26 protein-coding genes are annotated in these 26,605 nt (G+C 59.6%); 18 read left to right on the forward strand and 8 right to left on the reverse strand.

Annotated features, from left to right (window positions below; all coding sequences use genetic code 11):
* Positions 1–4 precede the first annotated feature (4 nt).
* Positions 5–409: a 4-carboxymuconolactone decarboxylase gene (gene pcaC, locus RGR602_RS27520; protein WP_040115191.1), complete on the reverse strand. Its 405-nt coding sequence runs from the start codon at positions 407–409 to the stop codon at positions 5–7.
* The gene (pcaD, locus tag RGR602_RS27525; protein ID WP_040115193.1) at positions 406–1,215 is read right to left on the reverse strand and encodes a 3-oxoadipate enol-lactonase; all 810 of its coding nucleotides are present in this window, start codon (positions 1,213–1,215) and stop codon (positions 406–408) included. Before pcaD ends, pcaC begins: the two co-directional genes overlap by 4 nt.
* A 92-nt stretch (positions 1,216–1,307) precedes the next feature.
* Here pcaD and pcaQ point away from each other — a divergent pair, with 92 nt between their 5' ends.
* Positions 1,308–2,231 carry a pca operon transcription factor PcaQ gene (pcaQ, locus tag RGR602_RS27530; RefSeq protein ID WP_040115194.1) on the forward strand — a complete coding sequence of 308 codons (924 nt, stop codon included), beginning with the start codon at positions 1,308–1,310 and terminating at the stop codon, positions 2,229–2,231.
* A 266-nt stretch (positions 2,232–2,497) separates the two neighbouring features.
* Here pcaQ and RGR602_RS27535 read toward each other — a convergent pair whose 3' ends face one another.
* Positions 2,498–3,091 (reverse strand): SGNH/GDSL hydrolase family protein, encoded by a 594-nt coding sequence (locus RGR602_RS27535; protein ID WP_082046704.1) that lies wholly within the window; start codon positions 3,089–3,091, stop codon positions 2,498–2,500.
* 106 nt (positions 3,092–3,197) lie between these two features.
* Between RGR602_RS27535 and RGR602_RS27540 the strand changes: the two genes are divergently transcribed.
* From RGR602_RS27540 to RGR602_RS39935, 7 genes are all read left to right on the forward strand, one after another.
* Complete coding sequence (locus tag RGR602_RS27540) at positions 3,198–4,244, forward strand: LacI family DNA-binding transcriptional regulator (protein ID WP_040115196.1); 1,047 nt, start codon at positions 3,198–3,200, stop codon at positions 4,242–4,244.
* A 28-nt stretch (positions 4,245–4,272) separates the two neighbouring features.
* Positions 4,273–5,874: an FAD-dependent oxidoreductase gene (locus RGR602_RS27545; RefSeq protein ID WP_040116523.1), complete on the forward strand. Its 1,602-nt coding sequence runs from the start codon at positions 4,273–4,275 to the stop codon at positions 5,872–5,874.
* 33 nt (positions 5,875–5,907) lie between these two features.
* Positions 5,908–7,191, forward strand: coding sequence for an ABC transporter substrate-binding protein (locus RGR602_RS27550; RefSeq protein ID WP_040115197.1), 1,284 nt, complete (start codon positions 5,908–5,910; stop codon positions 7,189–7,191).
* An 11-nt stretch (positions 7,192–7,202) separates the two neighbouring features.
* A complete protein-coding gene (locus RGR602_RS27555) occupies positions 7,203–8,135 on the forward strand; it encodes a carbohydrate ABC transporter permease (protein ID WP_040115199.1) in 933 nt (310 codons plus the stop codon).
* Positions 8,125–8,967: a carbohydrate ABC transporter permease gene (locus RGR602_RS27560; RefSeq protein ID WP_040115200.1), complete on the forward strand. Its 843-nt coding sequence runs from the start codon at positions 8,125–8,127 to the stop codon at positions 8,965–8,967. The genes RGR602_RS27555 and RGR602_RS27560 overlap by 11 nt, the downstream gene beginning before the upstream one ends.
* Positions 8,968–8,986: 19 nt before the next feature.
* A complete protein-coding gene (locus RGR602_RS27565; protein ID WP_040115202.1) occupies positions 8,987–10,036 on the forward strand; it encodes an ABC transporter ATP-binding protein in 1,050 nt (349 codons plus the stop codon).
* Between the two features lie 900 nt (positions 10,037–10,936).
* Complete coding sequence (locus RGR602_RS39935) at positions 10,937–11,188, forward strand: DUF2380 domain-containing protein (protein WP_219738460.1); 252 nt, start codon at positions 10,937–10,939, stop codon at positions 11,186–11,188.
* A 307-nt stretch (positions 11,189–11,495) separates the two neighbouring features.
* Here the strand turns inward: RGR602_RS39935 and RGR602_RS37710 are convergent, their stop codons facing one another.
* Positions 11,496–11,666, reverse strand: a complete 171-nt coding sequence (locus RGR602_RS37710) for a hypothetical protein (RefSeq protein WP_170251073.1) — start codon at positions 11,664–11,666, stop codon at positions 11,496–11,498.
* Between the two features lie 235 nt (positions 11,667–11,901).
* Here RGR602_RS37710 and RGR602_RS27580 point away from each other — a divergent pair, with 235 nt between their 5' ends.
* A complete protein-coding gene (locus tag RGR602_RS27580; protein WP_040116524.1) occupies positions 11,902–12,219 on the forward strand; it encodes a hypothetical protein in 318 nt (105 codons plus the stop codon).
* Positions 12,220–12,236: 17 nt separating this feature from the next.
* The gene (locus RGR602_RS27585; RefSeq protein ID WP_040115207.1) at positions 12,237–12,491 is read left to right on the forward strand and encodes a YMGG-like glycine zipper-containing protein; all 255 of its coding nucleotides are present in this window, start codon (positions 12,237–12,239) and stop codon (positions 12,489–12,491) included.
* 328 nt (positions 12,492–12,819) lie between these two features.
* Here RGR602_RS27585 and RGR602_RS27590 read toward each other — a convergent pair whose 3' ends face one another.
* Entirely contained in the window at positions 12,820–13,878 is a 1,059-nt protein-coding gene (locus RGR602_RS27590; protein ID WP_040115209.1) for a GlxA family transcriptional regulator, read from the reverse strand.
* 180 nt (positions 13,879–14,058) lie between these two features.
* Between RGR602_RS27590 and RGR602_RS27595 the strand changes: the two genes are divergently transcribed.
* Positions 14,059–15,135 carry a class I SAM-dependent methyltransferase gene (locus RGR602_RS27595; protein ID WP_040115210.1) on the forward strand — a complete coding sequence of 359 codons (1,077 nt, stop codon included), beginning with the start codon at positions 14,059–14,061 and terminating at the stop codon, positions 15,133–15,135.
* 793 nt (positions 15,136–15,928) lie between these two features.
* Here RGR602_RS27595 and pobA read toward each other — a convergent pair.
* Positions 15,929–17,101 carry a 4-hydroxybenzoate 3-monooxygenase gene (gene pobA, locus RGR602_RS27600; RefSeq protein WP_040115211.1) on the reverse strand — a complete coding sequence of 391 codons (1,173 nt, stop codon included), beginning with the start codon at positions 17,099–17,101 and terminating at the stop codon, positions 15,929–15,931.
* Positions 17,102–17,212: 111 nt separating this feature from the next.
* On the opposite strand from pobA, the gene RGR602_RS27605 reads away from it, so the two are divergent.
* Positions 17,213–18,094 carry a helix-turn-helix domain-containing protein gene (locus tag RGR602_RS27605; protein ID WP_040116525.1) on the forward strand — a complete coding sequence of 294 codons (882 nt, stop codon included), beginning with the start codon at positions 17,213–17,215 and terminating at the stop codon, positions 18,092–18,094.
* 36 nt (positions 18,095–18,130) lie between these two features.
* Here the strand turns inward: RGR602_RS27605 and RGR602_RS27610 are convergent, their stop codons facing one another.
* Entirely contained in the window at positions 18,131–18,886 is a 756-nt protein-coding gene (locus RGR602_RS27610) for an IclR family transcriptional regulator (RefSeq protein ID WP_040115212.1), read from the reverse strand.
* 157 nt (positions 18,887–19,043) lie between these two features.
* Between RGR602_RS27610 and RGR602_RS27615 the strand changes: the two genes are divergently transcribed.
* The 6 genes from RGR602_RS27615 to RGR602_RS27640 all read left to right on the forward strand — a co-directional run bounded on the left by RGR602_RS27615 (position 19,044) and on the right by RGR602_RS27640 (position 25,869).
* Positions 19,044–19,751: a 3-oxoacid CoA-transferase subunit A gene (locus RGR602_RS27615; RefSeq protein WP_040115213.1), complete on the forward strand. Its 708-nt coding sequence runs from the start codon at positions 19,044–19,046 to the stop codon at positions 19,749–19,751.
* Positions 19,748–20,452, forward strand: coding sequence for a 3-oxoacid CoA-transferase subunit B (locus RGR602_RS27620; RefSeq protein WP_040115214.1), 705 nt, complete (start codon positions 19,748–19,750; stop codon positions 20,450–20,452). The genes RGR602_RS27615 and RGR602_RS27620 overlap by 4 nt, the downstream gene beginning before the upstream one ends.
* 10 nt (positions 20,453–20,462) lie before the next feature.
* Entirely contained in the window at positions 20,463–21,668 is a 1,206-nt protein-coding gene (pcaF, locus tag RGR602_RS27625; protein WP_040115215.1) for a 3-oxoadipyl-CoA thiolase, read from the forward strand.
* 116 nt (positions 21,669–21,784) lie between these two features.
* The gene (locus RGR602_RS27630) at positions 21,785–22,579 is read left to right on the forward strand and encodes an SDR family NAD(P)-dependent oxidoreductase (RefSeq protein ID WP_040115216.1); all 795 of its coding nucleotides are present in this window, start codon (positions 21,785–21,787) and stop codon (positions 22,577–22,579) included.
* 77 nt (positions 22,580–22,656) lie between these two features.
* A complete protein-coding gene (gene glgX, locus RGR602_RS27635) occupies positions 22,657–24,810 on the forward strand; it encodes a glycogen debranching protein GlgX (RefSeq protein WP_040115217.1) in 2,154 nt (717 codons plus the stop codon).
* 15 nt (positions 24,811–24,825) lie between these two features.
* Complete coding sequence (locus tag RGR602_RS27640) at positions 24,826–25,869, forward strand: DNA topoisomerase IB (protein WP_040115218.1); 1,044 nt, start codon at positions 24,826–24,828, stop codon at positions 25,867–25,869.
* A 48-nt stretch (positions 25,870–25,917) separates the two neighbouring features.
* Here the strand turns inward: RGR602_RS27640 and RGR602_RS27645 are convergent, their stop codons facing one another.
* On the reverse strand, positions 25,918–26,478 hold the full coding sequence (locus RGR602_RS27645; RefSeq protein ID WP_040115220.1) for a DJ-1/PfpI/YhbO family deglycase/protease: 561 nt from the start codon (positions 26,476–26,478) through the stop codon (positions 25,918–25,920).
* Positions 26,479–26,605: the final 127 nt, after the last annotated feature.

A 26,605-nucleotide genomic window follows, 5' to 3' on the forward strand; every position in this document is an offset into this window, starting at 1 on the left:
CCTCTCAGGCTGTCTTTTCGGCGTCCATCTGCTCGAAAACCTGTTTGGCGATTTTGATCGCGTGATTGGCAGCCGGAACACCCGCATAGATCGCCACGTGCAGCAGCGCTTCGCAAACATCCTGGCGGCTGGCACCCGTATTGGCCGTAGCGCGAACATGCATCGCAGTCTCGTCATCCTGGCCCAGGGCTGCCAGAAGCGCGATCGTTACGATCGAGCGCTCGCGTTTCGTGAAGGTTGGACGCGACCAGACATGCCCCCAGGCAGCCTCCGTAATCAGGTCCTGAAACGGCTTGTCGAAAGCCGTCGAGCCTGCTTCGGCGCGATCGACGTGGTCGTGGCCGAGGATCGCGCGGCGGGTCGCCATGCCCTGCCGGTAGCGTTCGGACGGGGTGGAGGCTTCATTCATGGGCTTAGTTCTCCATGCAAGGCGAAATCGATGAAGGCGCGGATGACGGCGGTAAGCGCCTCCGGTTGCTCAACGCAGGGGATGTGGCCGGCATCGCGGATCGTTTCAAACCGGGCGTTCGGGATCAACTGCGCGGTGGACCTCACCAGGTCGGGTGGCGTCGAAGCGTCCTGATCGCCGACAATGCAGATGGTAGGAACTGCAATCTTGCCTGCGGCGTTTGTGAAATCGGCATCGCGGATGGCGCCGCAGGTTGCCGCATAGCCTTCGACGTTCTGGCGGGCAAGCATGTTGCAGTAGCCTGCATAGGCTGGATTTTCCGGGCGGCGGAAGGCCGGCGTGAACCAACGCTCCATCACCGCATCGACGATGCTGCCGATCCCGTTATTTTCGACCGCCTCGATGCGGGCGTTCCATGTTTCGGCGGTGCCGATCTTGTGTGCCGTATCGCAAAGGATCAGGCCGCGAACGATATCCGGGCGCTGCTGGTAAAGCGACTGCGCGATGAGCCCTCCGACCGAAAGGCCGCAGATGAAGGCCTGCTCGACTTCAAGCGTCTCCAGGAGGCCGATCAGGTCTGAGGCATGATCGTCGATTGAATACGGCAACTGGCCGACATCCGAAAGACCATGCCCGCGCTTGTCGTAAAGCACGATTGCAAAATCGCCTGCCAGCCGCACGATCACATCGCGCCAGATCCTGAAATCCGTGCCGAGCGAATTGGCAAAGACAATGACCGGCTTGTCGGCAGGGCCACCAATGATTTGATAGTGAATCGTGACATCGTTGACGCGGGCAAATTGCACGGAACTTCCTCCTGACACGAAATTGAATGTTTAATTCGGTTAGGTAAAATGATATTTCGTGGCTTTCCGATAACTTGTGGGTTATGTGACCAATGATCGACAGCCGTATCAAGTTTCGCCATCTACAGACCTTTGTCGAGGTTGCGCGGCAGAAAAGCGTCATGAAGGCGGCTGAACTCCTGCGTGTCAGCCAGCCTGCGGTGACGAAGACGATCCGCGAACTGGAAGAGGTGCTTGGCGTTGCGGTTTTCGAGCGCGACGGGCGCGGCATCAAGATCACACGGTACGGTGAGGTGTTCCTGAAGCATGCGGGCGCGGCGCTGACGGCGCTCCGCCACGGGCTCGATTCCGTCACCCAGGAGCGGGTGGGCGATGCTCCGCCGATCCGCATCGGCGCGCTTCCGACGGTTTCGACGCGCGTCATGCCGCAGGCGATGGCGCTATTCCTCAAAGAAAATACTTGGAGCCGCATCAAGATCGTGACTGGGGAAAATGCGGTGCTTTTGGAGCAGCTTCGAGTCGGCGACCTCGATCTTGTCGTCGGACGCCTTGCCGGAGCGGAAAAGATGGCAGGCTTTTCCTTTGAGCATCTCTATTCCGAGCAGGTGGTGTTTGCCGTCCGGGCTGGCCACCCGCTGCTGAAAACCAAACAGTCGCCCTTTGCCGCACTCGCGGATTACACGGTGCTGATGCCGACGCGGGCCTCGATCATCCGTCCTTTCGTCGAAAGTTTTCTAATCGCCAATGGCGTACCGAATCTGCCAAACCAGATCGAGACGGTTTCCGATTCTTTCGGCCGCGCCTTCCTGCGCTCAAGCGACGCAATCTGGATCATCTCGACTGGCGTTGTGGCAGCCGACATCGAGGACGGCGTGCTGGCGGTACTGCCGATCGATACGAGCGAAACGAAAGGGCCTGTGGGCCTGACGATGCGCACGGATGCCATCCCCTCATTGCCGCTATCTATTTTGATGCAGACGATCCGGGAGGCCGCGCGCGAGACTTCCGCAAGATGAAGTGCCGAGGACGTCGGCCGACACTGATCGGGCCGCCGCCCATACACGGACTGGTTAGCCGCGAGCGTGTCCTTCAATCGAGCCCTCGGCTCTTCTTGTGGCGACCAGGGGCTATGTTGCCGTCGACGCGCTAAGCAATCTGCTCGACACGCCGGAGACGGAGAGGCCGACGGTGGGGCTACCTCTGCTTGAAGCCCTTTCACTGATGTGCATTTATGAACGCACCAGAGATCGCGCGATGTCCGGCATCGCTCGGATGGATTTGATCAGCTGAGGCCAAGACGCCGTCGCCATGAGCTTTCATGCTCTTGTAAACAGGTGCATAGAAGAGTGAGAAGCGTCGCGCCAGCATGCCTACGATCTCGACATAACCTTCGAAACCCGTTCGCGTCTGGCCGGTGAAGCCGGCGCTGCCGACCAAAAAACCCGGCATCGGGGATGTAGGGCGGGCTGCCGATTGCGAGCCGCTCGCCGTGGCCGGCTTCGATCAGCCTTTCCAGCATCCGGCCATAGTCGCGCGTGAAATTCCGCACATTCATGGTCTCCGGAGCCGCCGTATAGCGGGCGTCGTTGTAGCCGTAGAGGATCAGGATCGCATCGCGATGCGGCTCATTCAGAAGAGCCCGTTTGAAGCGGCCGAGCCCATTGTCCGGCCGCGGCTTGCCATCCGCTAGGCGTGAGCCCTGCAACACGGTACCTGGAACAGCGTGGTTCTGGATCGGCAAGCCGTCGACCTCGGCTGCGAACAGAGGAGGCCAGGCCAGATGCGGCTGGCTGGCCTTCAAGCCAGCGGTGATGCTGTCGCCCAACATGCGGATGTTGGAAATTCCCAGCGATTTCAAGTGGTCCCCGAATTGCATCGACGCTCCCTCGTTTTTCCCGCTTGACAGTGGGTCATCCAATCTTGTTTATACGTATTAGCTGCTAATACGCATTAGCAGCTAATAGGAGTCGGGAGGAATTGGCGTGACAGGCAGTAAGCGCTTGACTCAGCACGATATTGCGAAACTGGCCGGCGTCAGCCAGGCGACCGTCTCACTTGTGCTGAATGGCGCTTCCGCAGCTTTGGCGCGCATCCCGCCCGAAACCCGCGAACGTGTGCAGCATGTCATTCGCACGACGGGCTACGTAGCCGACCCGATCGCCCGGCGCATGGCCAAGGGCCTCAATCGCATTCTCGGCGTCTTCACCTACGAACCGGCCTTCCCGAGTGAGCAGGCGGACTTCTTCACACCCTTTCTGCTCGGCATCGAGGAAGAGGCGCAGGCGCAGAAATACGATCTCCTGCTTTTAACCGGTGCCGGTGTCGGCCGGGAACGGAAGATCTTTGCCGACGGCAACCGGCTCAGGATCGCCGACGGCTGCCTTGTGCTCGGCCGCGAATTCGATCGCGCCGAACTCAAGCGGCTGGTTTCTGGCGATTATCCCTTCGTGGCGATCGGCCGACGTGAGGACGCTGGCGGACCCGTTCCTTACGTCGGCGGCGATTACACGAACGGCACGCGGACACTGGTCGAGAAGGCGAGGGCGTTGGGACACGAGAAGCTGGCTTACGTCGGCCCCAGCGGATCGGCCGAATCCGTCGCGGACCGCTGGCGCGGCTTTGCAGACGCGACCACCGCAGGCGCCGAGCTGGTTTTGCATGTCGACGAGGTCGGCCGGCCGGCCGGCGAGACCCTCGATGTCATCGTCGCGAGCGGCGCGACTGCCGTCTTCTTCATCGAACTGGCGGATGCGGTGCGCGTCGAGGCGGCGGCTCGAAAGCGCGGCCTTTCCGTGCCCGAAGATTTCTCGGCGATCGTACTCGGCAGCCATGTGCGCGCCGAGCGCAGCCATGTGCAGTTCACCGCCTTCGACATTCCTCGCGAAGAAATGGGGCGGCAGGCGACCGCCATGCTGGTGCGTCGAATCGAGGGTGCGGCCCCGATCGAACAAATTCTTCTGACCTGTGAACCGGTCGAAGGCGAGACCCTTGGTCCCGCCCCTTTCGGCTCTGCAAAGAAACGGACGTGAGAACGTGACATACATGCCTGCGAAAGAGATGCGAGCGGATATTCTGGTGGTGGGCGGCGGCCTCGGTGGTGTTGCGGCGGCACTTGGTGCATGCCGGGCGGGCAAGAGCGTCGTTATGAGCGAGGAATTCGACTGGATCGGCGGTCAGTCGACCAGCCAGGCCGTGCCCTCCGACGAACATACGTGGGTCGAGCAGTTCGGCATCACGCGCTCCTATCGAAAGCTGCGCAATGGCATTCGCCAGTATTACCGCGACAACTACCCGCTGACCGAAGCGGCTCGGGGCTGGAGCGATCTCAATCCCGGCGGCGGCTGGGTGAGTCGCATCTGCGCCGAGCCGCGGGTCAGCCTCGCGGTGATGGAAGCGATGCTGATGCCCTATCGTGGCGCTGGTCGTCTCAAGGTGCTGCAGCCCTATAGACCGGTCACGGCTGATGTCGATGGCGATAGGGTTCGCTCCATCACCGTCCGCCATCGCGATACGGGCAGGGAGATCGTCATCGCTGCCAATTACATCCTCGATGCGACCGAACTTGGCGATCTGCTGCCGATGACCGGCACCGAGTATGTGAAGGGTTTCGAGGCCCAGTCCGATACGGGCGAGCCTAATGCACCGCCCAAAGCCCAGCCGGACAACGTTCAGGCGGTGTCGGTCTGCTTCGCCGTCGATTGCGTGGATGGCGACCAGACGATCGACAAGCCGGAGCACTATGACTACTGGTCCACGTATCAGCCGCATTTCTGGGGCGGCCCGCTGCTTGGCTTCACTGCGCCGCATCCGCGCACGCTGGAATTCACGACCCGCTCGTTCACGCCGAATGTTGACGACGATCCGCTGCTGGTCGATGCCGACCAGCGCAAGGGCGGTGGCGACGAAAACCTTTGGCTTTTCCGCCGCATCGCGGCACGCCGCAATTTCGTGCCCGGCTTCTACGAATCCGACATCTGCTTCGTGAACTGGCCGATGATCGACTACATGGACGGCACGATCATCGACGTTTCCGAGGAGGAGAAGGCGAAGCACCTGAAGTCGGCCGCCGATCTTTCTTACGCGGTCTTCTACTGGCTGCAGACGCAAGCGCCGCGCATCGACGGCGGGCAGGGCTATCGCGGCCTACGGCTCCGCGGCGACATCACGGGCACCGAACATGGCCTCGCCATGGCGCCTTATGTCCGCGAAAGCCGCCGCATCAAACCGGTAACGCGCGTCGTCGAACAGGATCTTTCTTATGCTGTACGCGGAGGAAAAGGTGCCGTGAACTATCGCGACAGCGTCGGCATCGGCATGTATCGCATCGACCTTCATCCATCGACCGGCGGCGACAACTATATCGATGTGGCGTCCTGTCCGTTCGAGATCCCGCTCGGCGCGCTCCTGCCCGAGCGGATGAAGAACCTCATTCCGGCCGGCAAGAACATCGGCACCACCCACATCACCAACGGCTGCTACCGCCTTCATCCAGTCGAATGGAATATCGGCGAAGTGGCCGGCATGCTCGCGGCCTATTGCCTGGAGAAAGGACTGAAACCTCACCAGATCCAGGAAAACGACGAGCATCTCCGCGACTTCCAGCGAGAGCTCACCCGTGAGGGCATTGAAATCCGCTGGCCGGACATCGCGGCCTATTGACCAAGCAAACCGATCTTAGGAGGAGGAACGGGAATGAATTATCACAGGACACTGAAATCGGCGGTGGTGGCGCTTGCCGTTGCCGTGCCGCTCGCCATTGTGCTCCCTTGGGGCGGCATCGCCAATGCACAGGATGCGGTCAACCTGCGAATGACCATCTGGAGCGCCAACGAGGCGCATCTCAAACTCTTCAACGAGATCGCTGCAGGGTTTAAGAAGGACCATCCGAACGTCACGGTGACCTTTGAGTCGCTGCCGTTCGACACCTACACCACGGCGCTGACCACCCAGATCGCCGGCGGCAATGCGCCGGACATGGCCTGGATCTTCGAGACTTCGGCTTACGACTTCGTCAATTCGGGCGCGCTCTATCCGCTCACCGATACACTCAAGGCGACGCAGGGCTACAATCTCGACGAAGTGAGCGCCACTGCGACCGAACGCTGGACGAAGGACGGCAAGTTCTACGCCTATCCCTTCTCCACCTCGCCGTTCGCGATGTTCGTCAACAACGACGTCATCAAGGCTGCCGGCGCAAAGACGCCTGCCGAGCTCATCGTCGCTGGCCAATGGACCTGGGACAACGCGATCGCGACAGCTTCAGCGGTGGGCCAGAATGGCAAGGGCGGCCTGATCGTCCGAGACTTCAACTACCAGATCTGGCAGAATCTCGCCTCCATCTGGAACGGCTGGGGCGCTTCCCCCTGGAGCGACGACGGTAAGACCTGCACGATGACGGAAAAGCCGATGGTCGACGCGCTGACCTTCATCCACGAGGCGATCTTCAAGAAGAAGGCGATCCCAGGTCCCGGCGAAAACGTCGATTTCTTCGCCGGCAATGCGGCGATGACGATCACGCAGATCAGCCGCGCCTCGCTGCTGCCGAAGGACAAGCCCTTTTCCTGGGATCTGGTGCCATTGCCGAAGGGACCTGCCGGTGACTATGCGCTGATCGGCCAGGCCGGTATCGGCGTCATGCAGACCGGGAAAAACGCCAAGACGGCCGCCGAATTCGTCGCTTACATGACGAGCCCGGAAAACTCGGCCAAGCTCAGCCAGTTCTTCCCGTCGGCCCGCAAGTCGCTGCTCAATGCTGAAGTGCTGAAGACGACCAATCCGCTTCTGAGCCAGGAGCAGATCGACAAGGTCGTCATCTCCGGGATTGTAACGGGCAAGGTCATCCCCGGACACACCGGCTTTGCGCAGATCCAGCAGGCCGTTCGTTCCGGCCTCGATGCCGTCTGGCGTCCGGATGCGGATATCCCCGGCACGCTCCAGAAGATCTGCGGCCAGATCGGCCCACTCTTGAAGCGCTAAGGGAGCGTAAAATGGCTGTCGCGCAAGATCGCGCAATTGCGGAAGGCCGCTCCTCATCGCCGTTCTGGACGGTTGCGCGGCGCGACAGTCTCGCCGGTTTCCTCTTCATCGCACCGCAGCTGATCGGCATCGTCGTCTTCGTGCTGATCCCGCTTGGACTCGTCTTCTGGTATTCGCTGCACGAGTGGAACGTGCTTGCCAATACCTTCACCTATACGGGCGCACAGAACTACTGGATGCTGATCGAGGATACGAACCTCTTCGAAGTCCTGGGAGCGACCGCGATCTTTTCCGCCGGGCTCGTCGTTTTCAATCTCTCCCTGGCGCTCCTGCTTGCGGTTCTCCTCAACCAGAAGCTCGCAGGCATCGCCATCTTCCGCACGCTGTTCTTTTCGCCGGTCGTCGTCTCGTTGGTCGCCTGGACAATTGTCTGGGGGTTCCTGCTTCAGAAGAATGGCGGAATCAACGGCATACTGCAGGTCTTCGGTATCGAAGGACCGAACTGGCTTCGCGAGGAAACGACCGCGATGATCTCCGTCATCGTCGTGCAGGTTTTCAAGAATGTCGGCCTCAACATGATCCTGTTCCTGGCGGCGCTGCAGGGCGTGCCGAACGAGCTCTACGAGGCTGCGCGGATCGACGGCGCGCCGCGCTTCAAGCAGTTCCGCCGCATCACCCTGCCGCTGATCAGCCCGACCATGCTCTTGACCTCGATCATCACCATCGTCGGATCGCTGCAGGTTTTCGCGCAGATCGCGGTGCTGACCCAAGGCGGCCCAGGGCTTTCGACGACGGTGCTCGTCTATTACCTCTACCAGCAGGCCTTCCAGTTCCATTTCTTCGGCTATGGCTCGACGCTCTCGATCCTGCTCTTCGCGATCGTCGCCGTGCTGACCTTTGCCCAGTGGCAGATGCGCAAGAGGATCGTCTTCTATGAAAGCTGAGTTGTCTCCGCGCATGAAGGTTTTTCTCTACGGGTTGATGTGCGTGCTGCTCATCCCCTTTGTCTTTCCGACCTGGTGGATGGTGACGTCTTCGGTGAAACCGATCAGCGACATCTTTGCCTTTCCGCCGCAACTCGTTCCGGCAAGCTATGACTGGACGACCTACCGAAAGGTTTTCGAGCTGCAGCCTTTCGTGCAGCAATACTGGAACTCGGCCTATATTGCCGCTGTGGTGACGGTCGGCACGATGATCGTCTCCTCCATGGCTGGCTACGCCTTTGCGCGCATTAAATTTCCTTTCGCTAACACGATCTTCATGATCGTGCTGCTCGGGTTGCTTATCCCGTCTGAGGTGACGATCGTGCCGCTTTTCCAGATGTTCCTGAAAGCCGGCATGGTGAATACCCACTGGCCGCTGGTCCTTGTGCCGATCTTCGGGGCGCCGAGCGTCTTTGCCACGTTCGTAATGCGGCAGTTCTTCGTGACGCTGCCGGCTGAGCTGGAAGAGGCGGCACGCGTCGACGGCCTCGGGCGCTTCAAGATCTTTCGGAAAATCGCCCTGCCGCTGGCGAAACCGGCGCTCGCGTCAGTGGCGATCTTCACTTTCCTCCATTCGTGGAACCTGTTCCTCGAACCGATCGTGTTCCTGTCGAGCGCGGACAAATTCACCCTGCCGCAGGCGCTGACCCAATATACCGACGCCTATGGCGGACCGATGTGGAACATCCAGCTCGCCGCCGCCACGCTCACCGCGCTCCCCGTTCTCATCGTCTTCATCATCGCGCAGAAGCAATTCGTCGAAGGGCTCGCGCATACCGGCCTCAAGGGCTGAAGAACCGGAAACCTGATTGATGGCTGAAGTTACCCTTTCCCGTGTCCGCAAGAGTTATGGCGCCGTCGACATCATCCACGGTGTCGATCTCGGCATCAGCGATGGCGAATTCGTCGTGCTGGTCGGTCCGTCCGGCTGCGGCAAATCCACGCTTCTGCGCATGATCGCCGGACTGGAAGCGATCACCGGCGGAGATATCAAAATCGGCGGGCGTGTGGTCAACGACCTCGACCCGAAGGATCGCGACATCGCCATGGTCTTCCAGAACTATGCGCTTTATCCGCATATGACCGTCGCAACCAATATGGGCTTTTCGCTGGAACATCGCGGCACAGGCAAGGCCGAGATCGCGGAGCGGGTGAAGTGGGCGGCGGACATTCTCGGCCTGTCGCATCTGCTCGATCGCTATCCGCGCCAGCTTTCCGGCGGCCAGCGCCAGCGCGTCGCCATGGGCCGGGCGATTGTCCGAAACCCCCAGGTCTTCTTGTTCGACGAACCGCTGTCGAACCTTGATGCGAAGCTCCGGGTCGTCATGCGCGGCGAGATCAAGAGCCTGCACCAGAAGCTCAAGACCACGACCATTTATGTCACCCATGACCAGGTGGAGGCCATGACCATGGCCGACAAGATCGTCTTGCTGAATGGCGGGCGGGTGGAGCAGATCGGAGCCCCGCTCGAACTTTACGACCGGCCCGCCAACCAGTTCGTGGCAGGTTTCATCGGCTCGCCGGCCATGAATTTTCTATCCGGCACGATCACCTCGACGGGTTTCGCCGCACCCGGCATACTGCTGCCGCTTCCGCAAGCCGCCCACGAGTTCAGTGACCGCAAGGCGGTTTACGGCATCCGGCCCGAGCATTTTGTTCTCGACGATAACGGCGTGCCGGCGGAGATCGCGCTCGTCGAGCCGATGGGTTCGGAGACACAGGTAACGATGAAGCTCGGCGAAACGCAGGTTAAAGGCGTCTTTCGCGAGCGCATATCGCTCTCAACCTGCGCAACGATCCGCGTCCGGCCGGAACTCGCCAATATCCACCTCTTCGCAAGTGGCGGCCAGCGACTGAACTGAGGTTTTGTTCATGCCGACTTACCCGACGCCGTCGTAGGAGTGACGCAGTCCCAGATAACACCGTCTCGCTAGCGGCCAGGCGGTGACCACCGCTGGATGAGATCAAGGCTGATGAGACACATTGAGTTTTGTTCAACGCTGCGTCGAAAGGCAGACCGACACCAATATGAGCGATGAGAAGACCCTAAACGAAGATCTCGCGTCAATGCAGTGAAGTGCGGTTGTGCCGGACTTATACGGACCATACAATCTTTCCCAAAAGGTCCTTCATAGCAGCATTGTCAAGCATGGCATCCGCCGGTTCTGCTTCGTGGTCTTGTCTTAGAACGTCTTCAGCCGCTTGGAGAGCGGCAGCCTTCTGTGGACTGTCATCGGCGCAAAATGATGTGAGCCGGGCCAAATCGATTTCGCCAAATGCCGGGCTAATGAACCTTCGGCGCGCCGTGAGCGCAAGGGCTATTTCGAGGAGGGTGGCGCTGGTCACGGGCGGCTATCGATCTTTGCACCAGACGTCTGGTTAATGAACGCGTTGGCATAGCAGCGGCGTTCATCTCGCGTGAGGCAACATAGGACGCTGCCCGGCTTGGCGTCAATTTTAAGTTGGGAGGAGGACGAGGTAGAAGCGAGCTTTAACGTTGCAAGGAGATCGTGCATCCCAGGTTGGTGGGTCGTCACAGCGTTGGCGTGTGCCAGCGCCCTTGCATCAGTCGCCGTTGCCGACACGATTGAACCGATTACGGTAGCCGTTGCCAATTTTGACTTTAAGGACACGTCCGGCGAAGCGGGTCACCAGCTCGGTGACCACGATGCTCGGTTGACGGCGTTTGCCTCAACCCTACGCGACAGTCTCTCGAAACGTAGCAAGATCATCATCACTTCGTTGGCTTGCCAGAATGGGCGGTGCACGGCGCGCGAACCGGGATCGCGGAGCTTTCGAGAGAGGCGAAAACTGCTGGCGCGAATTACTTGCTCATAGGCGAGATTCACAAGATGAGCACCTTGGTGGGCTGGGCGAAGTATGTCCTGTTGGACATCCGCACCAACAAACCCACCTGCGACCGGTTTATAACGTATCGAGGCGATACAGGCGAAGCCTGGGACCGTGCTGCGAGATTTGTGGCAAATGACATTGAAAAGAATTGCATTCCGTGAGGCAGTTATTGCGACTACGGATCGGACCGTCGTTAGGATCTGAGGTGCCGGAGACTAGGCTTCACTGTGCCTCGATCACCACCTGCGTCTCGGTCCTCTCAGCGCGTGCGGCCTCTTCATGCCGACGGCCTCAGACATTGGTCCCGAACTATGCTTGAATGAACGCGAGATCCTTCATAGCAACATCCGTCTTGGGCTGCAGCGACGAAAACGAGTTATCGCGCTTCGTCGCCAAACAATCGAAGAGACCGGAGATGGATGAGATTGAACAGCCCGTTCGGGTCAACTCGTGTGCTTCTCGATCCCGTTAGCCTCCATCGGCGGTGGCCGCTGTTTCGCGAAGACTCCTCGTCAATTGCTCGCTGTCGCCCGACAGGAGTTGACCATAGACGTGGAGCAAGCCGGCAAGGACGATGACAATGACGACGGCCGCCACGCTCCAGCCACTTTTGCCACGGGTGGATCCATCGTCCTTCATTGCAAACCTCCTTTGACCGCTCTTCCGTCACGCCACCCCAATGCCTGGCAGTCAATGACGTTCCCGATCCGGGACCACGGTCTGAAGTACAGGAGGACTTTCGACTTGGTTTTTCATGAGGCCAAAGTCCGATCGATCTGGGACCGAAGTCCGACACAGGAGATCGGGCCGGATCGCTAGCGGAACAAACAAGCCATCCAGTGCTTCCTCATTCATCAAAAAGCGGAGCATGAAGATGACGTACGACCCTAGCAATCCGAACGATCCTAATCGCACAACGACCCCGAAGCCCGATCTAGACCTCCGCACGACACCGGTGGAGCACACCCGATCCAGCGCATGGGTGGGCTGGGCCGCCGCCATTGCAGCGATCGCCGTGATCGCGGTTGCCTACACCCTGTGGAGCGGTGCTCCGGATACCGATCCGCAGCCCACGGCATCCACGACGAATTCTGAGCCGACCCCTGGTCCGGCAAAGCCGATGGCGCCAGCTGATAACAGCAGCGCGACGCCGGCACCGGCGACCCCGCCGACCTCTCCCGCGCAGCAGTAAATAAGGAGGCGTTCAAAATGATGAGAAAAATTGTCCTTGCCAGTGCCTTCGTTGGCGCCCTGGCATCTTGCACAGCAACGGAGAAGGGAACGGCCATTGGGGCCGGCACCGGAGCAGTTATCGGCGGGGCCGTAAGCAATAGCTGGGAGGGTGCTGCGGTCGGAGCCGTTGCTGGCGGTGTCGCTGGCGCCCTGATTGGCCGCTCGACCGAACGTCGGGGCTACTGCGTGTATCGAGACCGCTATGGACGGACCTACGAGGCGCGCTGCTAGTAAGACGGCGGAATCGCATAGAGAATGGAGTTGGCTCCTTGGCAGGCGTGCGGCTCATTTATTGGGTTGTGGCCTTTTACCCAGGAACGGCGCGGGGTAAAGTGCCGCGCCCGCCCAACCCTGGTCCCGCGATGCCAGTGGCGCACCAGGGAGATACAAGCAGTGATCGGCCGGTGCGCTTAGAGCTACCGGCACAACGGCATCGACACCTGCCGCGAAGATCGAAACGTGTTACCGATAGTCAGGCTGGGAGTTCCGACAGCCTGAGCGCTGAGCGAAGAATTTTGGCGGAAACAAGTGTAACGGCTGCACGGCCTAGTCGAGTGGCTTAATCCCTTACACGGGTCTGTGCATACTCAGGGATTTTGAAACGCCGTCGATAGCCCCCTGGCGTCAAGCCGGTGACTCGCTTGAAGAGACGGCGGAAGAAAGCCGGTTCCTCGTAACCGACCTGCCAGCCTATCTCGTCGACCGATGACTCCGTCCGCTCCAACCGGCGTTTCGCATCCTCGATCCTTAGGCGCTGCACGTAGGCGATCGGGCTCAATCCGGTCGCGGCTGTGAAACGGCGTTTGAAGGTGCGCTCGGCAAGTCCGGAGCGGCGGATCATTTCCTCAAGCGGGCTCGCCACGGGGAAATGCGTTGCCACCCATTCCTGAGCCGCCTGGACAGCGACGTCTCCATGATCATTACGGCCCTCGAATACCATGTAGGGCGTAAGTCCGTCCTGATGCCATTGGAGGGCAAAGCAGCGCGCAACTTCCTGTGCGGCGGTTGCACCCGCATGTCTAGCAATCAGGTAGAGGACTAAATCATGCCAGGTCATGGAGGCTCCGGAACTTACAAGTTCTTCGCGCTCGCCCGAGACGACCAGAACCCGCTCAGGGTGGATGTGGACCTGCGGAAAACCTGCCGCGAATGCGTTGGCGTAACCGAAATGTACCGTCGCCTCTGCGCCATCGAAGAGCCCTGTTTCGGCGAGCAGGAAGACACCGGAGCAAGCCGAGCATAGAAGCGCACCGCGCCGGTGCATGGCTCGAAGCCATTCTACGAGCTCCGGGTGTCGACCTTTTCGCCAGCCCTCAGGGCCAAGCAGGATGGAAGGGACGATAATGATGTCGGTTGTATCAAGCGCGGTAATGCTGCGTTGGACCATGACGGGGATGCGACTGGCAAGCGACAGCGACCCGGATTCGAGCCCAACAATCTCGACCTGGAACGGTGGTGCGCGGCGCTGTGCGTCGCCTAGCGGAGGCATAATAACAAAGGCGTTCATCACGTCGAAGATGCCACTCAGCGTCGACACCACGGCCTCGGGAATGGCGATGAGGCTGACATGAAGCGGCTCTGGACCCGTCTGCACCGTCTGCTCGGCGTTTCGCAGCATGTTAGATTTCCTTTGACGCAAGGACGACACGATAACGCGGATGGAGCAACCGCGCCACGTACCGGTGGTGTGGCACGATCGACCCGTTTCTGGACAGTTCCGCTCTGCCGGGCACTCCCTAAAACTGCGATGCTCTCTCCCGCCCTCCGCTTCCGAAGGCTCTTGAACAGGGGAATTGAAATGGGACATGTCCAAATCAGCACGATCGATTCTGCAAAGCTAGATACGCTTCTTTCGCGCGTGGTCGGAGATCTTTCGGCCGGCTATGGCGGCGTGATGGTGAGTCTTGGAAACCGGCTCGGCCTTTATAAGACAATGGCCGAAGCAGGCCCGCTTACATCGCACGAGCTTGCCCGCCGCGCCGGATGCGCCGAACGCTACGTTCGCGAATGGCTCAATTCGCAGGTCGCTGGCGGCTATGTCGCTTACCACGCGATCAGCGGTACGTATGAGCTCACGCCGGAGCAAGCGCTTGTCCTTGCCGACGAGGATAGCCCTGTCTTCATTCCTAACGCCTGGGCAGTCCCTGCTTCAATGTGGGCGGACGAGGACAAGGCGGTGGAGGCCTTCCGCACTGGCAACGGCGTACCGTGGGGCGACCATGACGGACGTCTCTATTGCGGAGTTGCAGCCTTCTACCGCAATGCGTACAAGGCAAGCCTGGTCGCCGAATGGCTGCCGGCTCTCGATGGAGTCGTCGAAAAACTGAAGACCGGGGCATTTGTGGCCGATGTCGGCTGTGGACATGGACATTCCACCGCCCTCATGGCCAAGGCATTTCCGGCTTCGAGATTTTGTGGCTTCGACACTCATCAGGGCTCCCTGATCGAAGCCCGCAAGGTTGCCACAATGACAGGCATTTCGGAGCAGGCAACCTTCGCGGCAGCTCCGGCCGACAACTATCCAGGAAGCGGCTACGACCTGATCTGCTTCTTCGATTGCCTGCACGATATGGGAGATCCCGTTGCCGCGGCCGCACATGCCGCTAAGGCAATTGCACCAGATGGTACGGTCGTGCTCGTGGAACCCTTCGCCAACGATCGGGTGGAAGACAATATCTCGCCGGTTGCTAGAATGTATTATGCGGCTTCTACGACGATCTGCTGCGCCCACGCAATTGCAGATGGCGGCCGTATGGTACTTGGTGCGCAGGCTGGCGAAGCCCGCCTGGCTGGAGTCTTCCGCAAAGCGGGCTTCACCCGTTTCCGCCGCGCTATGGAAACGCCGTTCAACCTGATCCTCGAAGCACGGCTCTAATCTGGCGATCGTACACTCAGCAGGAGTGGTCTGCATTGGGACGCAGTGCCTCTTCCGTGAAAACATCCGGCGGAGACCACTTGCCGGCCCAAAGGACCGGTGACTGCGTAGCCTCACGCCGTCCACCTCTGCAGATTTCGCAAGTTGCAGCCGCCAGATTGGAGAGCATTGCAAATGACATCAGCCACGAAACGGCCGCTCCGAACGGTGGAGCGGATGCTGCTCAAAATCTTGCGGGCCGTCACTGGAACTTTTGGCGGCAATGAGGAACCGCCAGCCACCAGTTGTGCGCTTTCGGCTCTAAATGATCACCTGATGAAAGACATAGGAGTTAGCCGCTTGGAAATCGATTTTGGCCACCTGGCACCCGCGGATCGTTGTTGTTTGGCATCTAGCATGAAGACAGGCACTCCTGGCGCTTAATGCTGCTAGACGGTTGCTCGGGGAGCGTCGGCTGCGCAGCGACCCTGCTCAACGAGCGATCCCGCCAAATCCCGGGACTTCTCAACTCACCAACCTCTCGGCGAGCCTTCGAAGTCGAAAGAATTCTGCGCCGCGAGTGCGGCAGCGCCCCTTGCCCATGAACTCGGAACCCAATCGGCGACGGGTTTCGGTTGGTGAAGAACGCGAATTCCTCCATTGTCCACGACGATGATCTCCGGATCGAACAGATTGACCATATCGGCCAGATGTCGCCCGATCCTCGAACACAGTCCGATGGAACCAAAAGTGTCAAGTCTTCTTGACGTTCGACGGATCTGACAAACTCATCGCGGAAAGCGAAACGCTTCGGCTAGTAGGGAAGTCCAACATAGTTTTCCGCAAGCGCTGTTGCGGCTGCCTGGGAATGCGTCAAATAGTCGAGTTCGGCTTCCTGGATCTTCTGGTCGAAGTCGCTCGCATCGGGGAACCGGTGCATCATCCTCGTCATTGACCAGGAGAAGCGGACGGCTTTCCAGACGCGGGAGAGCGCGCGTTCGGAATAGGCATCGATACCGGCATTCGAGCGATCCTGGTAGTGTTCGATAAGGCCGTTGAAAAGGTAGTGCACGTCGCTGGCGGCGAGGTTGAGGCCCTTGGCGCCCGTTGGCGGCACGATATGGGCGGCATCCCCGACTAAGAACAGCCGGCCGAAACGCATCGGCTCGGAGACGAAGGATCGCAGAGGTGCGATCGACTTTTCGAACGACGGTGCGGTGATCACTGCGTCTGCGTGATGAGTTGGAAGGCGGCGGCGGAGTTCCGCCCAGAAACGGTCGTCGCCCCAGTTATCGATTTTTTCATCGAGCGGGCACTGGATGTAATAGCGGCTGCGGGTCTGCGAGCGCATCGAACAGAGGGCGAAGCCGCGGGGATGGTTGGCATAGATCAACTCGTGGCTGACTGGCGGCACGTCAGCCAAGATGCCGAGCCAGCCGAAGGGGTAGACCTTCTCGAAGACGCGGAGCGAACTTTCCGGCACGGCTTTGCGGCTTGCACCATGAAAGCCGTCACAGCCGGCGATGAAATCGCAATTGATACGATGCGTGGTGCCGTCCTTGTTATAGGTGAGGCAGGGGTGCCGGCCATTGAAATCATGCGGCTGGACGTCAGCCGCGTCGTAGATCGTCAAAGCGCCAGTCTTTTCGCGATGGTCCATCAGGTCGCGTGTGAGTTCCGTCTGGCCATAGACCATGACGCGCTTGCCTCCGGTAAGCCCAAAGAGATCGATGCGGTGATCGCGACCGTCGAAGGCAAGCGAGAAGCCGTCATGCGGCAGGCCTTCGGCATGCATGCGGACGCCGGCCTTTGCCTGATCCATAAGGTTAACTGTGCCTTCCTCCAAGACCCCGGCACGAACGCGTCCGAGAATGTAGTCCTTGCCGACCCGGTCCAGAATGACGTTTTCAATACCCGCCTCCGTCAAAAGCTGGCCGAGCAGAAGTCCGGATGGCCCGGAGCCGATAATCGCAACCTGTGTGCGCATGCTTCCTCCCCGCGCTTGTCTTTCGTCAAATTCTCCTCTCAGGCAACAGTCCCGGCAATGGACTTTTCATCCGAGAAATTGCACAAATCGAACATCAAGAATGTGCGTGCGATGACGAAATTCGTTCCGACCTATGAGCTCTATGGCGAGAGTGCCGGTAAGAAGCCGGATTTCTGGGTGCATTGCGAGACTATTCCATCGCGCAGCAGCCTTCATCACTGGGAAATCCGGCTGCATCGGCATGAAAACTTCCTTCAGATATTGTACATCGATGCCGGGTCGGGCGATGCGATCTTCGGCCAGGAGCGGTATACAATCCGTCCGCGCTCGGTGATCACCGTACCGCCCGGCCTGAGGCACGGCTTCCGCTTTTCGAAAGATATCGATGGCTTTGTTATCACGGTGCTCGCCTCGCATCTGAAGGCCATACCTGGCGATCGCAGCTGGTTCGGGGAGTGGCTGGCGAAACCGCACCTGACGGAGCTCGATATGCAAAACGAGGATGCAGCTTACGTGGCGCGGACGCTCACGCGGTTGGGAGAAGAATTTTCGGGGCGACGGAGCGGCCGGAATGATCTGCTGGATGCCTATCTGACTTCCGCACTGCAACTGACGGCGCGGATTTGCGAAGGTGCCGAAAGTGAGATGGCCGATGAGAATAGCCGACGCATGGAGGTTCTAAGCGGCCTGATGCAGCAGCATCTAAGAGGACATAAGCCGGCCGTCTTCTACGCTCGCGCGCTCGGCATCTCGCCAACGCATCTGAACCGCATTGTCAAGGCTTCAATGGGACATAGCATGCACGAACTCATCGCCCGCAAGCTGACGGACGAGGCAAAACGCGAACTGGTCTTCACCTTCGGCAGCGTCCAGGAGATCGGCTACCGGTTGGGCTTTGCCGATCCGGCCTACTTCTCGCGCTTCTTTCTGAAACGGACGGGCGAGACGCCGCGCATGTGGCGTATGGCCGAGCGGACGAAGCTCGGAGTATGACTTCGCTTCGGCTTGCGGGGGAGGGCTTTTGCACCGCTATTTCAAAACCAGCCGCAAGGCCTTTTGCGTCTCGTGCAAAAGAGGCAGATAGCGCTCGGCCATTTCCGATGCAGGGGCGTGGGCTGCCGGCGCTCCGATGTTGATTGCCGCAACCGTCTGACCTCGATCGTTTTCGACCGGAACGGCGATGGAGCAAAGGCCGATTTCAAGCTCTTGATCGATGATGGCATAGCCTTTTGAGCGGATGCGGCGGAATTCGGCAATCAGGTCTTCCGGGTCTGTCTTGGTGTTCGGCGTGTTCTGCTTCAATTCCGTCCGGCCAAGAATAGCACGCGCTTCGCTTTCCGGCAGTGCTGCGAGCAGCACGCGGCCCATCGAGGCGCAATAGGCAGGCAGGCGGCTGCCAGGCGTCAGATTGATCGACATGACGCGGCGTTGCGAGGCGCGGGCGATATAGACGATCTCGCTGCCATCGAGAACCGAGGCCGAGGCGCTCTGTCCAGCCTTTTCGGACAATTGGTCGAGATGCGGTTGGATCTGCAGGGGCAAGGGCGTTGCCGAGAGATAGGCATGGCCGAGGCGCAGGATCTTCGGCGTCAATGTGAAGAACTTTCCGTCGTAATCCGCATAACCGAGCTCTGCGAGTGTCAGAAGCGAGCGGCGGACGGTGGCACGGTCAAGGCCGGCGAGCTTGGAAGCTTCTGTGATCGACAGACGCTGGTGCGTCTCACCGAAGGCTTCGATGACTTTCAAGCCGCGGGCAAAGCCGCTGACGAAATCCGTTTCCCGCATTTTGCTGCCCTCCGATCAGAATTTTAAGTCTGTGCGATATATGAACAAAAGTCAAATAGCGCACAAATTGTCTTGCCGCCGATTTCGTCTCGGCTTATTCGTTATCACGGGCATGGGAGGAGCGTGTCCCCGCCTATTCGGCAAGGAGAGATCCCGTATGGACAAGACAATCAGGAGCGCGGCGGAAGCCGTCTGCGAAATCAGTGATGGCGCCAGCATCATGATCGGTGGTTTTGGCGGCTCAGGGGCGCCGATCGAGCTTATCCACGCGCTCATCGACAAGGGGCCGAAGAACCTGAGCGTCATCAACAACAATGCCGGCAACGGCCGCATCGGCATCGCCGCGATGATCGACGCCGGCATGGTGCGGAAAATGATCTGCTCCTTCCCGCGTTCCTCGGATCCGCGTGCCTTCACGCAAAGATACCTCGCCGGGGAGATCGAGCTGGAACTTGTGCCGCAGGGGACGCTTGCCGAACGCATCCGTGCGGCCGGTGCCGGCATCCCGGCTTTCTACACGCCGACGGCCTACGGCACCGAGCTTTCCGAAGGCAAGATAGTCGCCGAATTCGATGGCAGGCACTATGTCCAGGAGCGCTGGTTGAAGGCCGATTTTGCGATCGTGAAGGCGCATATCGGCGACTTGCACGGCAATCTCACCTACAACAAAGCCGGCCGGAACTTTAACCCGCTGATGTGCATGGCGGCTGCAAAGACGATCGCACAGGTCTCGAAGATCGTGCCTGCGGGCGGGATCGATCCCGAACATGTCGTCACACCCGGCATCTTCGTCGACCGTCTCGTCGAGATATCCAATCCGCAGCAGGAAGAAGAGCTCGTTCGAGCCGGAGTGGCTTACCTATGACCGGCGATACCCGACCCGCGACGACTCGCGAAGACATCAAGCTTTCCAATGCTCAGATCGCCTGGCGTGCCGCTCAGGATATTGCCGACGGGGCCTATGTGAACCTCGGCATCGGCTTTCCCGAAATGGTGGCCCGCTACCAGCCGCCCGGTCGGCAGGCGATCTTCCATACCGAGAACGGTATCTTGAACTTCGGTGAAGCGCCACCTGTCGGCGAAGAAGACTGGGATCTGATCAATGCCGGCAAGAGGCCGGTGACGCTGAAGCTTGGTGCGTCCTTCTTCCACCACGCCGACAGTTTTGCCATGGTGCGCGGCGGCCATCTCGACGTCGCCATCCTCGGTGCCTATCAGGTTGCCCAGAACGGCGATCTGGCCAACTGGCGCGTCGGCAGCAAGGGCGTGCCGGCCGTCGGCGGCGCAATGGATCTCGTCCATGGGGCGAGACAGGTCTTCGTGATTACAGAACACGTCACCAAGAACGGCGAGCCGAAGCTCGTCGAAAGATGCACTTTCCCGCTGACCGGCGTCGGCTGCATCACGCGCGTTTATACGAGCCACGCCATCGTCGACATTGTGAAGGGACATTTCGTGCTGCGTGAGAAGCTGGCGGCGATCTCGATCGAGGAACTGCAGGCCATGACCGGCGCGCCGCTCCACGTCGAGGGGCCAATTGCCGACCTTGTCGTGCCGGAACTTTGAGGAAGAGACCATGAGCGACGCCTATATCTGCGACTATATCCGCACGCCGATCGGCCGTTTCGGCGGCTCTCTGTCATCAGTGCGCGCGGACGATCTCGGGGCTGTGCCTCTCAAAGCACTAATGCAGCGTAACCCATCGATCGACTGGGAGGCCGCCGACGACGTCATTTTCGGCTGCGCGAACCAGGCCGGCGAGGACAATCGTAACGTGGCGCGGATGTCGCTGCTACTTGCGGGCCTTCCGATTGCAGTCCCGGGGACGACGATCAACCGGCTCTGCGGCTCGGGCATGGATGCCGTCATCGCCGCGGCGCGCGCCATTCGCGCCGGCGAGGCGGAACTGATGATTGCAGGCGGCGTGGAGAGCATGTCGCGCGCACCATTCGTGATGCCGAAGGCGGACACGGCCTTTTCACGCAATGCCGAAATCTACGACACGACGATCGGCTGGCGCTTTATCAACCCGCTAATGAAGAATCAGTATGGCGTCGATTCCATGCCGGAAACGGGCGAGAACGTCGCCGAGGATTACAATGTCAGCCGCGAGGATCAGGATACCTTCGCACTGCGTTCGCAGGCTAAGGCCGCCGCCGCTCAGGCAAACGGCCGGCTGGCGAAGGAGATCACGACAGTCGTGATCCCACAGCGCAAGGGCGCCCCCATGGTCATCGAGAAGGATGAACATCCGCGCGCAACGACGATGGAGGCCCTAAGAAAGCTTGGCACGCCATTCAAGAAGGAAGGCGGCACAGTCACGGCGGGCAATGCATCTGGCGTCAACGACGGCGCCGCGGCATTGGTCTTGGCCTCCGAAGCAGCGGCGCGGAAGCATGGCCTGAGGCCGATCGCGCGTATCCTGGGCGGTGCTGCCGCCGCCGTGCCGCCGCGGGTCATGGGGATCGGACCGGTTCCGGCATCGCGCAAGCTGATGGCGCGACTCGGCATGACGGAGGATCAGTTCGATGTCATCGAGCTGAACGAAGCCTTTGCTTCGCAGGGGCTGGCCGTGCTGCGCGAACTTGGGATTGTCGATGACGATCCCCGCGTCAACCGCAATGGGGGCGCCATCGCGCTCGGCCATCCGCTTGGCATGTCGGGGGCGCGCATTGCCGGAACGGCTGCGCTGGAGCTTGTCGAATCGGGCGGGCGCTATTCGCTCTCGACGATGTGCATCGGCGTCGGCCAAGGGATTGCGATAGCTCTCGAAAGAGTTTGACGGCGCACAGCGGTTCTCGCTTTCGTGCGTTGTCCATCCGCAATTTCGCCTGCTAAGACGCTCGTCAAATCCATTTCACTATCTATTTCATGTCTTTTCGGGAGGCTTCTGCTGCCATGGCTAATCTTGCTCAATCACTCGCGTCCATAAAAATACCTGACCTGAACGGCAAAGCGGTGCTGATCACCGGTGCATCGACCGGTATCGGTGCGGCTCTTGCCCGGGCGTTCGCGGCGCAGGGCATGAAGGTTGGCATCCACTACAATGCAAGCCGCGAGCCGGCCGAAAAGCTTGCCGAGGAGATCAGAGCGACTGGTACCGTTGTGCATCTGGTGCAGGGCGACGTTTCAAAGGAAGGCGAGACCGAACGCGTTGTAGGGGAGACCGCTAAGACCTTCGGACATCTCGATGGCCTCATCAACAATGCTGGCGGCATGCTTGGCCGTAAGCCGACTGCGGAATATACCGACGAGCATTATGCCAAGGTAATGGATCTGAATGCCCGTTCTGTTCTTGCCGCAACGCGCGCCGCGCATCCCTGGCTTAAGAAGCAGGGCGGCTTCATCATCAATACCACCTCGATCGCTGCACGAAATGGCGGCGGCAACGGTGCGATTCTTTATGCGGCCTCCAAAGGCTTCGTCTCGACGATCACGCGGGGGCATGCCAAGGAGTTCGTCGGCGACCGCATCCGCGTCAACGCCGTCGCACCGGGCGTCATCGCAACGCCGTTCCACGAGCGCTATACCAACGACGAACAGATGGAGATGCAGCGCAAAACCATTCCGATGGGCTTTGTCGGTACATCGGAAGACTGCGTCGGTGCTTATCTGTTCCTCGCGTCGCCGACGCTCTCAGGCTACATCACCGGCCAGATCATCGAGGTGAATGGCGGCCAGCTCATGCCGTAGCGCCCTTGGCGCCGACGCAGGGAACTTTCGCACTGCGGTAACGTTTCCCGCTTGGCGATCCACCGAGCGGAGTGATTATGAGTTTTTCTTTTTCCGAACTCGACTTCATGAAGCCGGAACTGGGCGCCGAATATACCGGGACCGGGACTCATTTTGCTGTCTATTCCGCTCACGCCGAGCAGATCGATCTTTGTCTCTTTTCCGACGACGGCAAAAAGGAAACGGCACGCATGCCGTTGCCCAAGCGCGAGGGCGATATCTGGTCGGGCTATATCGCCGGTGTGAAGCCGGGCACCGTTTATGGCTATCGCGTAAGCGGACCCTATGATCCAGAAAACGGCCACCGTTTCAATCCCAACAAGCTTCTGCTTGATCCCTACGCCAAGCAGGTGATTGGCGATCTCAAATGGAACGATGCGCTCTACGGTTATACGATCGGAAAGGACGATCTCTCCTTCGACGAGCGCGACAGCGCGCCCTTCATGGTGAAGGGCGTGGTGCAGGATCCCGATTTCGACTGGGACGGTGATGAGGCAATCCGGCGCCCGTGGACGGAAACGGTCATCTATGAAACGCATGTGCGCGGTATGACGATGACGCATCCGAAGGTACCGGACAGATTGCGCGGTACCTTTCTTGGCATGTGCAGCGACCCGATCATCGATCATCTGACGAAACTCGGTGTCTCGGCCGTCGAATTGCTGCCGATCCAGTTTTTTCCGAACGACCGCTATCTGGAAGAGAAGCATCTCACCAATTACTGGGGCTACCAGACGCTCGGCTTCTTCGCGCCGCAGTCGCGCTACATGTCGAGCGACAAGATCACCGAGTTCAAGACGATGGTGAGAAAGTTCCATGCCTCCGGCATCGAAGTGATCATGGACGTGGTCTATAACCACACGGCCGAAGGCAGCGAGAAAGGTCCGACGCTTTCCTTTCGCGGCCTCGACAATGCAAGCTACTATATTCTCTCGCCTGACGATCCCCGCCACACCTTCGATACGACAGGTACCGGCAACACGCTGAACGTTGCCAATCCCATGGTGATGCGCATGGTGCTCGACAGCTTGCGCTATTGGGTTGGCGCCATGCACATCGACGGTTTCCGCTTCGATCTGGCGAGCACTCTCGGCCGGCAGGATATGGAATTCGACCGGCAGGGCATCTTTTTCAGCGCGATTCGGCAAGATCCGATGCTTGCCGGCGTGAAGCTGATCGCCGAGCCTTGGGATGTCGGCGAAGGCGGCTATCAGGTCGGCGGATTTCCCCACCCCTTTCGCGAATGGAACGACAAATTCCGCGATGACGTTCGACGTTTCTGGAAAGGCGACGGTGGCCAGGTGTCGGAGATGGCAGAGCGCGTTACCGGCTCGGCGTTGCAGTTCAATCATTCGGACCGTGGCTCGACATCGTCCATCAATCTGCTTTCGGCTCATGACGGCTTCACTCTGATGGATACGGTCTCCTTCAACGGCAAGCATAATGAGGCCAACGGCGAGGACAACCGCGACGGCCATTCCGACAATCATTCGGACAATATGGGTGTGGAGGGCGCGACCGACGACGCCGATATCTCTAACGCGCGCCGCAGGCGGCGGCGCAACATGATGGCAACGCTGCTGCTCAGCCAGGGCGTGCCGATGATCCTTGCAGGTGATGAGGTCGGCAACAGCCAGGGCGGTAACAACAATGCCTATTGCCAGGACAACGAAATCGGTTGGATCGACTGGAGCGGGCTTGACGATCCATTTCTGACCTTCTGTCAGAAGATGATTGCTTTCCGTAAGGCGCAGCCGGAGCTTCGGCAGGAGCGCTTCCTGACGGGTGAAACCGCAGAGGACGGACGGATCGAAATCGCCTGGTACAAACCGGATGGCGACTTCATGGACGATGGTGCCTGGAACGACAACGACTTGCGGGTCCTGAGCGTTTACGTGTCACGCAGTGTCCTCGCATCGGATGCGGAAAAGATGGATGGTCTTTTCATGGTGTTCAATGCTGGCGGTGATTGCGAAGTCACGCTTCCGGGAGTGAACGGCATCAAGACGTGGGAGCGGGTGGTCGACACTGGTGCCGACGATCCCTTCACGGTATTCGATCCGGAAAGCCCGGTGATGGTCTACCGTGAAAGCATTGCCGTCTTTGCGCCGAAGGGTGCCTCGGTGCCGCCGAAGAATGCCACAAAGACTGAGCGTCAGCGTTGGTTTCACTTCGGTCGGCGGAACAGTTAGCAATCGAACAAAGCGATGAGTGCTGAAGCCCTAAGTGACATTGGCCTGGTTTATGTGAGCGACACCGAACCCGGTATTAGCAGGCAGAGAAAGGGCCGAGGCTTCTGTTATCGGCTACCGGACGGCTCGCTGGTTTGCGAGCCGCAGCAGAAGCACCGTATCGCCGCACTCGGGCTGCCTCCCGCATACGAAAACGTCTGGATATGTCTGAAGGAAAACGGCCATTTGCAGGCGACCGGATTTGATGCACGGGGCCGAAAGCAATATCGCTATCACAAGGATTGGCAGTCCTTCCGCAGCACCGCAAAATTCGATCAGCTGATCGCTTTTGGCCACGCCTTGCCTAGGATACGGCGGCAGGTGCAGCGCGATCTTGAGGTTGGTGCGGACAATGTCCGCGGTGTCCTCGCGGCGTTGACGACATTGCTCGATGAGGCACATCTTCGCGTCGGCAGCCAAGCCTATCTTAAGGAAAACGGCACTTATGGTGCAACGACGCTGTTGAAGCGGCACATCACGCTGACGGAGGGCCGAATCGAACTGAAATTTCGTTCCAAGGGCGGAAAGCGTGTCCGGCGCAGTCTCAGGCATCCCAGATTGCAAAGGATGCTGGAAGAAATCGCCGACCTCCCCGGTCGCCAGCTTTTTATTTGGAAGGACGAGACGGGTACGTTGAAACCGATCGACTCCGGGCGTCTGAATAGCTACCTGGCAGAAATTTCAGGTATTGCGATCACCGCCAAGACCTTTCGGACGTGGGCAGGCTCGCTCGCCGCCTTCGCCGTTGCGCGCAATGCGCTCGAAAGGGGCAAGCGGCCGACGGTGAAGGACATGGCGGAGGCTTCAGCCGCCGTCTTGCACAACACGGCGGCCATCTCGCGCTCAAGTTACATTCACCCTTCCATCATCGCGCTCGCCGACAAGGACTATTCCGGAGGCGAGGGGATTCAGCGTTCCGCTAAGCCATTGTGGGGGCTACGGGCGGCGGAGAACCGACTGCTCGATTTCCTGTCTCGCGATCGGCAGTCGGCGGAGACGCCTGTTCGCAAAGCCTCATAAAAAAGAGCCCGCGCAGGGGTGCGCGGGCTCAGCGAACAGGAGGTCCTATCAAGCGGCTCGCTTCTCGTGGCGGCCTTCCTCGATCTCTTCGACGATCTTTGCTACGAATGCGTCCAGATCGTCCGGTGAACGGGAGGTGATGATGCCTTGGTCGGTCACGACCTTTTCATCTTTCCAGGTGGCGCCGGCGTTCTTCACGTCGGTCTTGATCGACCAGTAGGAGGTTGCCTGCCGGCCTCGCAACGCATCGGCTTCGATAAGCAGCCACGGTGGATGGCATATGGCGGCGACGACCTTACCGGATTTTACGAATTCGCGGACGACGCGCATTGCATTCTCGTCGGCGCGCAGCTTGTCGGGGTTAATCTGGCCTCCTGGCAGGACGAGGGCATCGAAATCGGCAACCTTTACCTCCTTTGCCAGAAGGTCGACACTGATGCTATCGCCCCAGTCGCCTTTGCTCCAGCTTTTGATGCTGCCCTCCCTGATAGAGGCAATCTTGACAGTTGCGCCACGCCTTTTCAGCTCCTCCTGCGGTACCCGTAATTCGGAGCGCTCGTAACCGTCAGTTGCAAGAACAAGAATTTTTGCAGAACTGATGGAAGGCATGGACGTGTCCTTTCCTGCTTCTGTTGAATTCGAGATGCATATGCACAACTACCCGAAGCGCGGTTGGTTCCCCAGATTTTCGGGACCCCTGGCGGCAATGGCGACTATCGTTCAGTGGACGAGGAGG

It is taken from the genome of Rhizobium gallicum bv. gallicum R602sp, assembly GCF_000816845.1.
Taxonomy (GTDB): Bacteria; Pseudomonadota; Alphaproteobacteria; order Rhizobiales; family Rhizobiaceae; genus Rhizobium; species Rhizobium gallicum.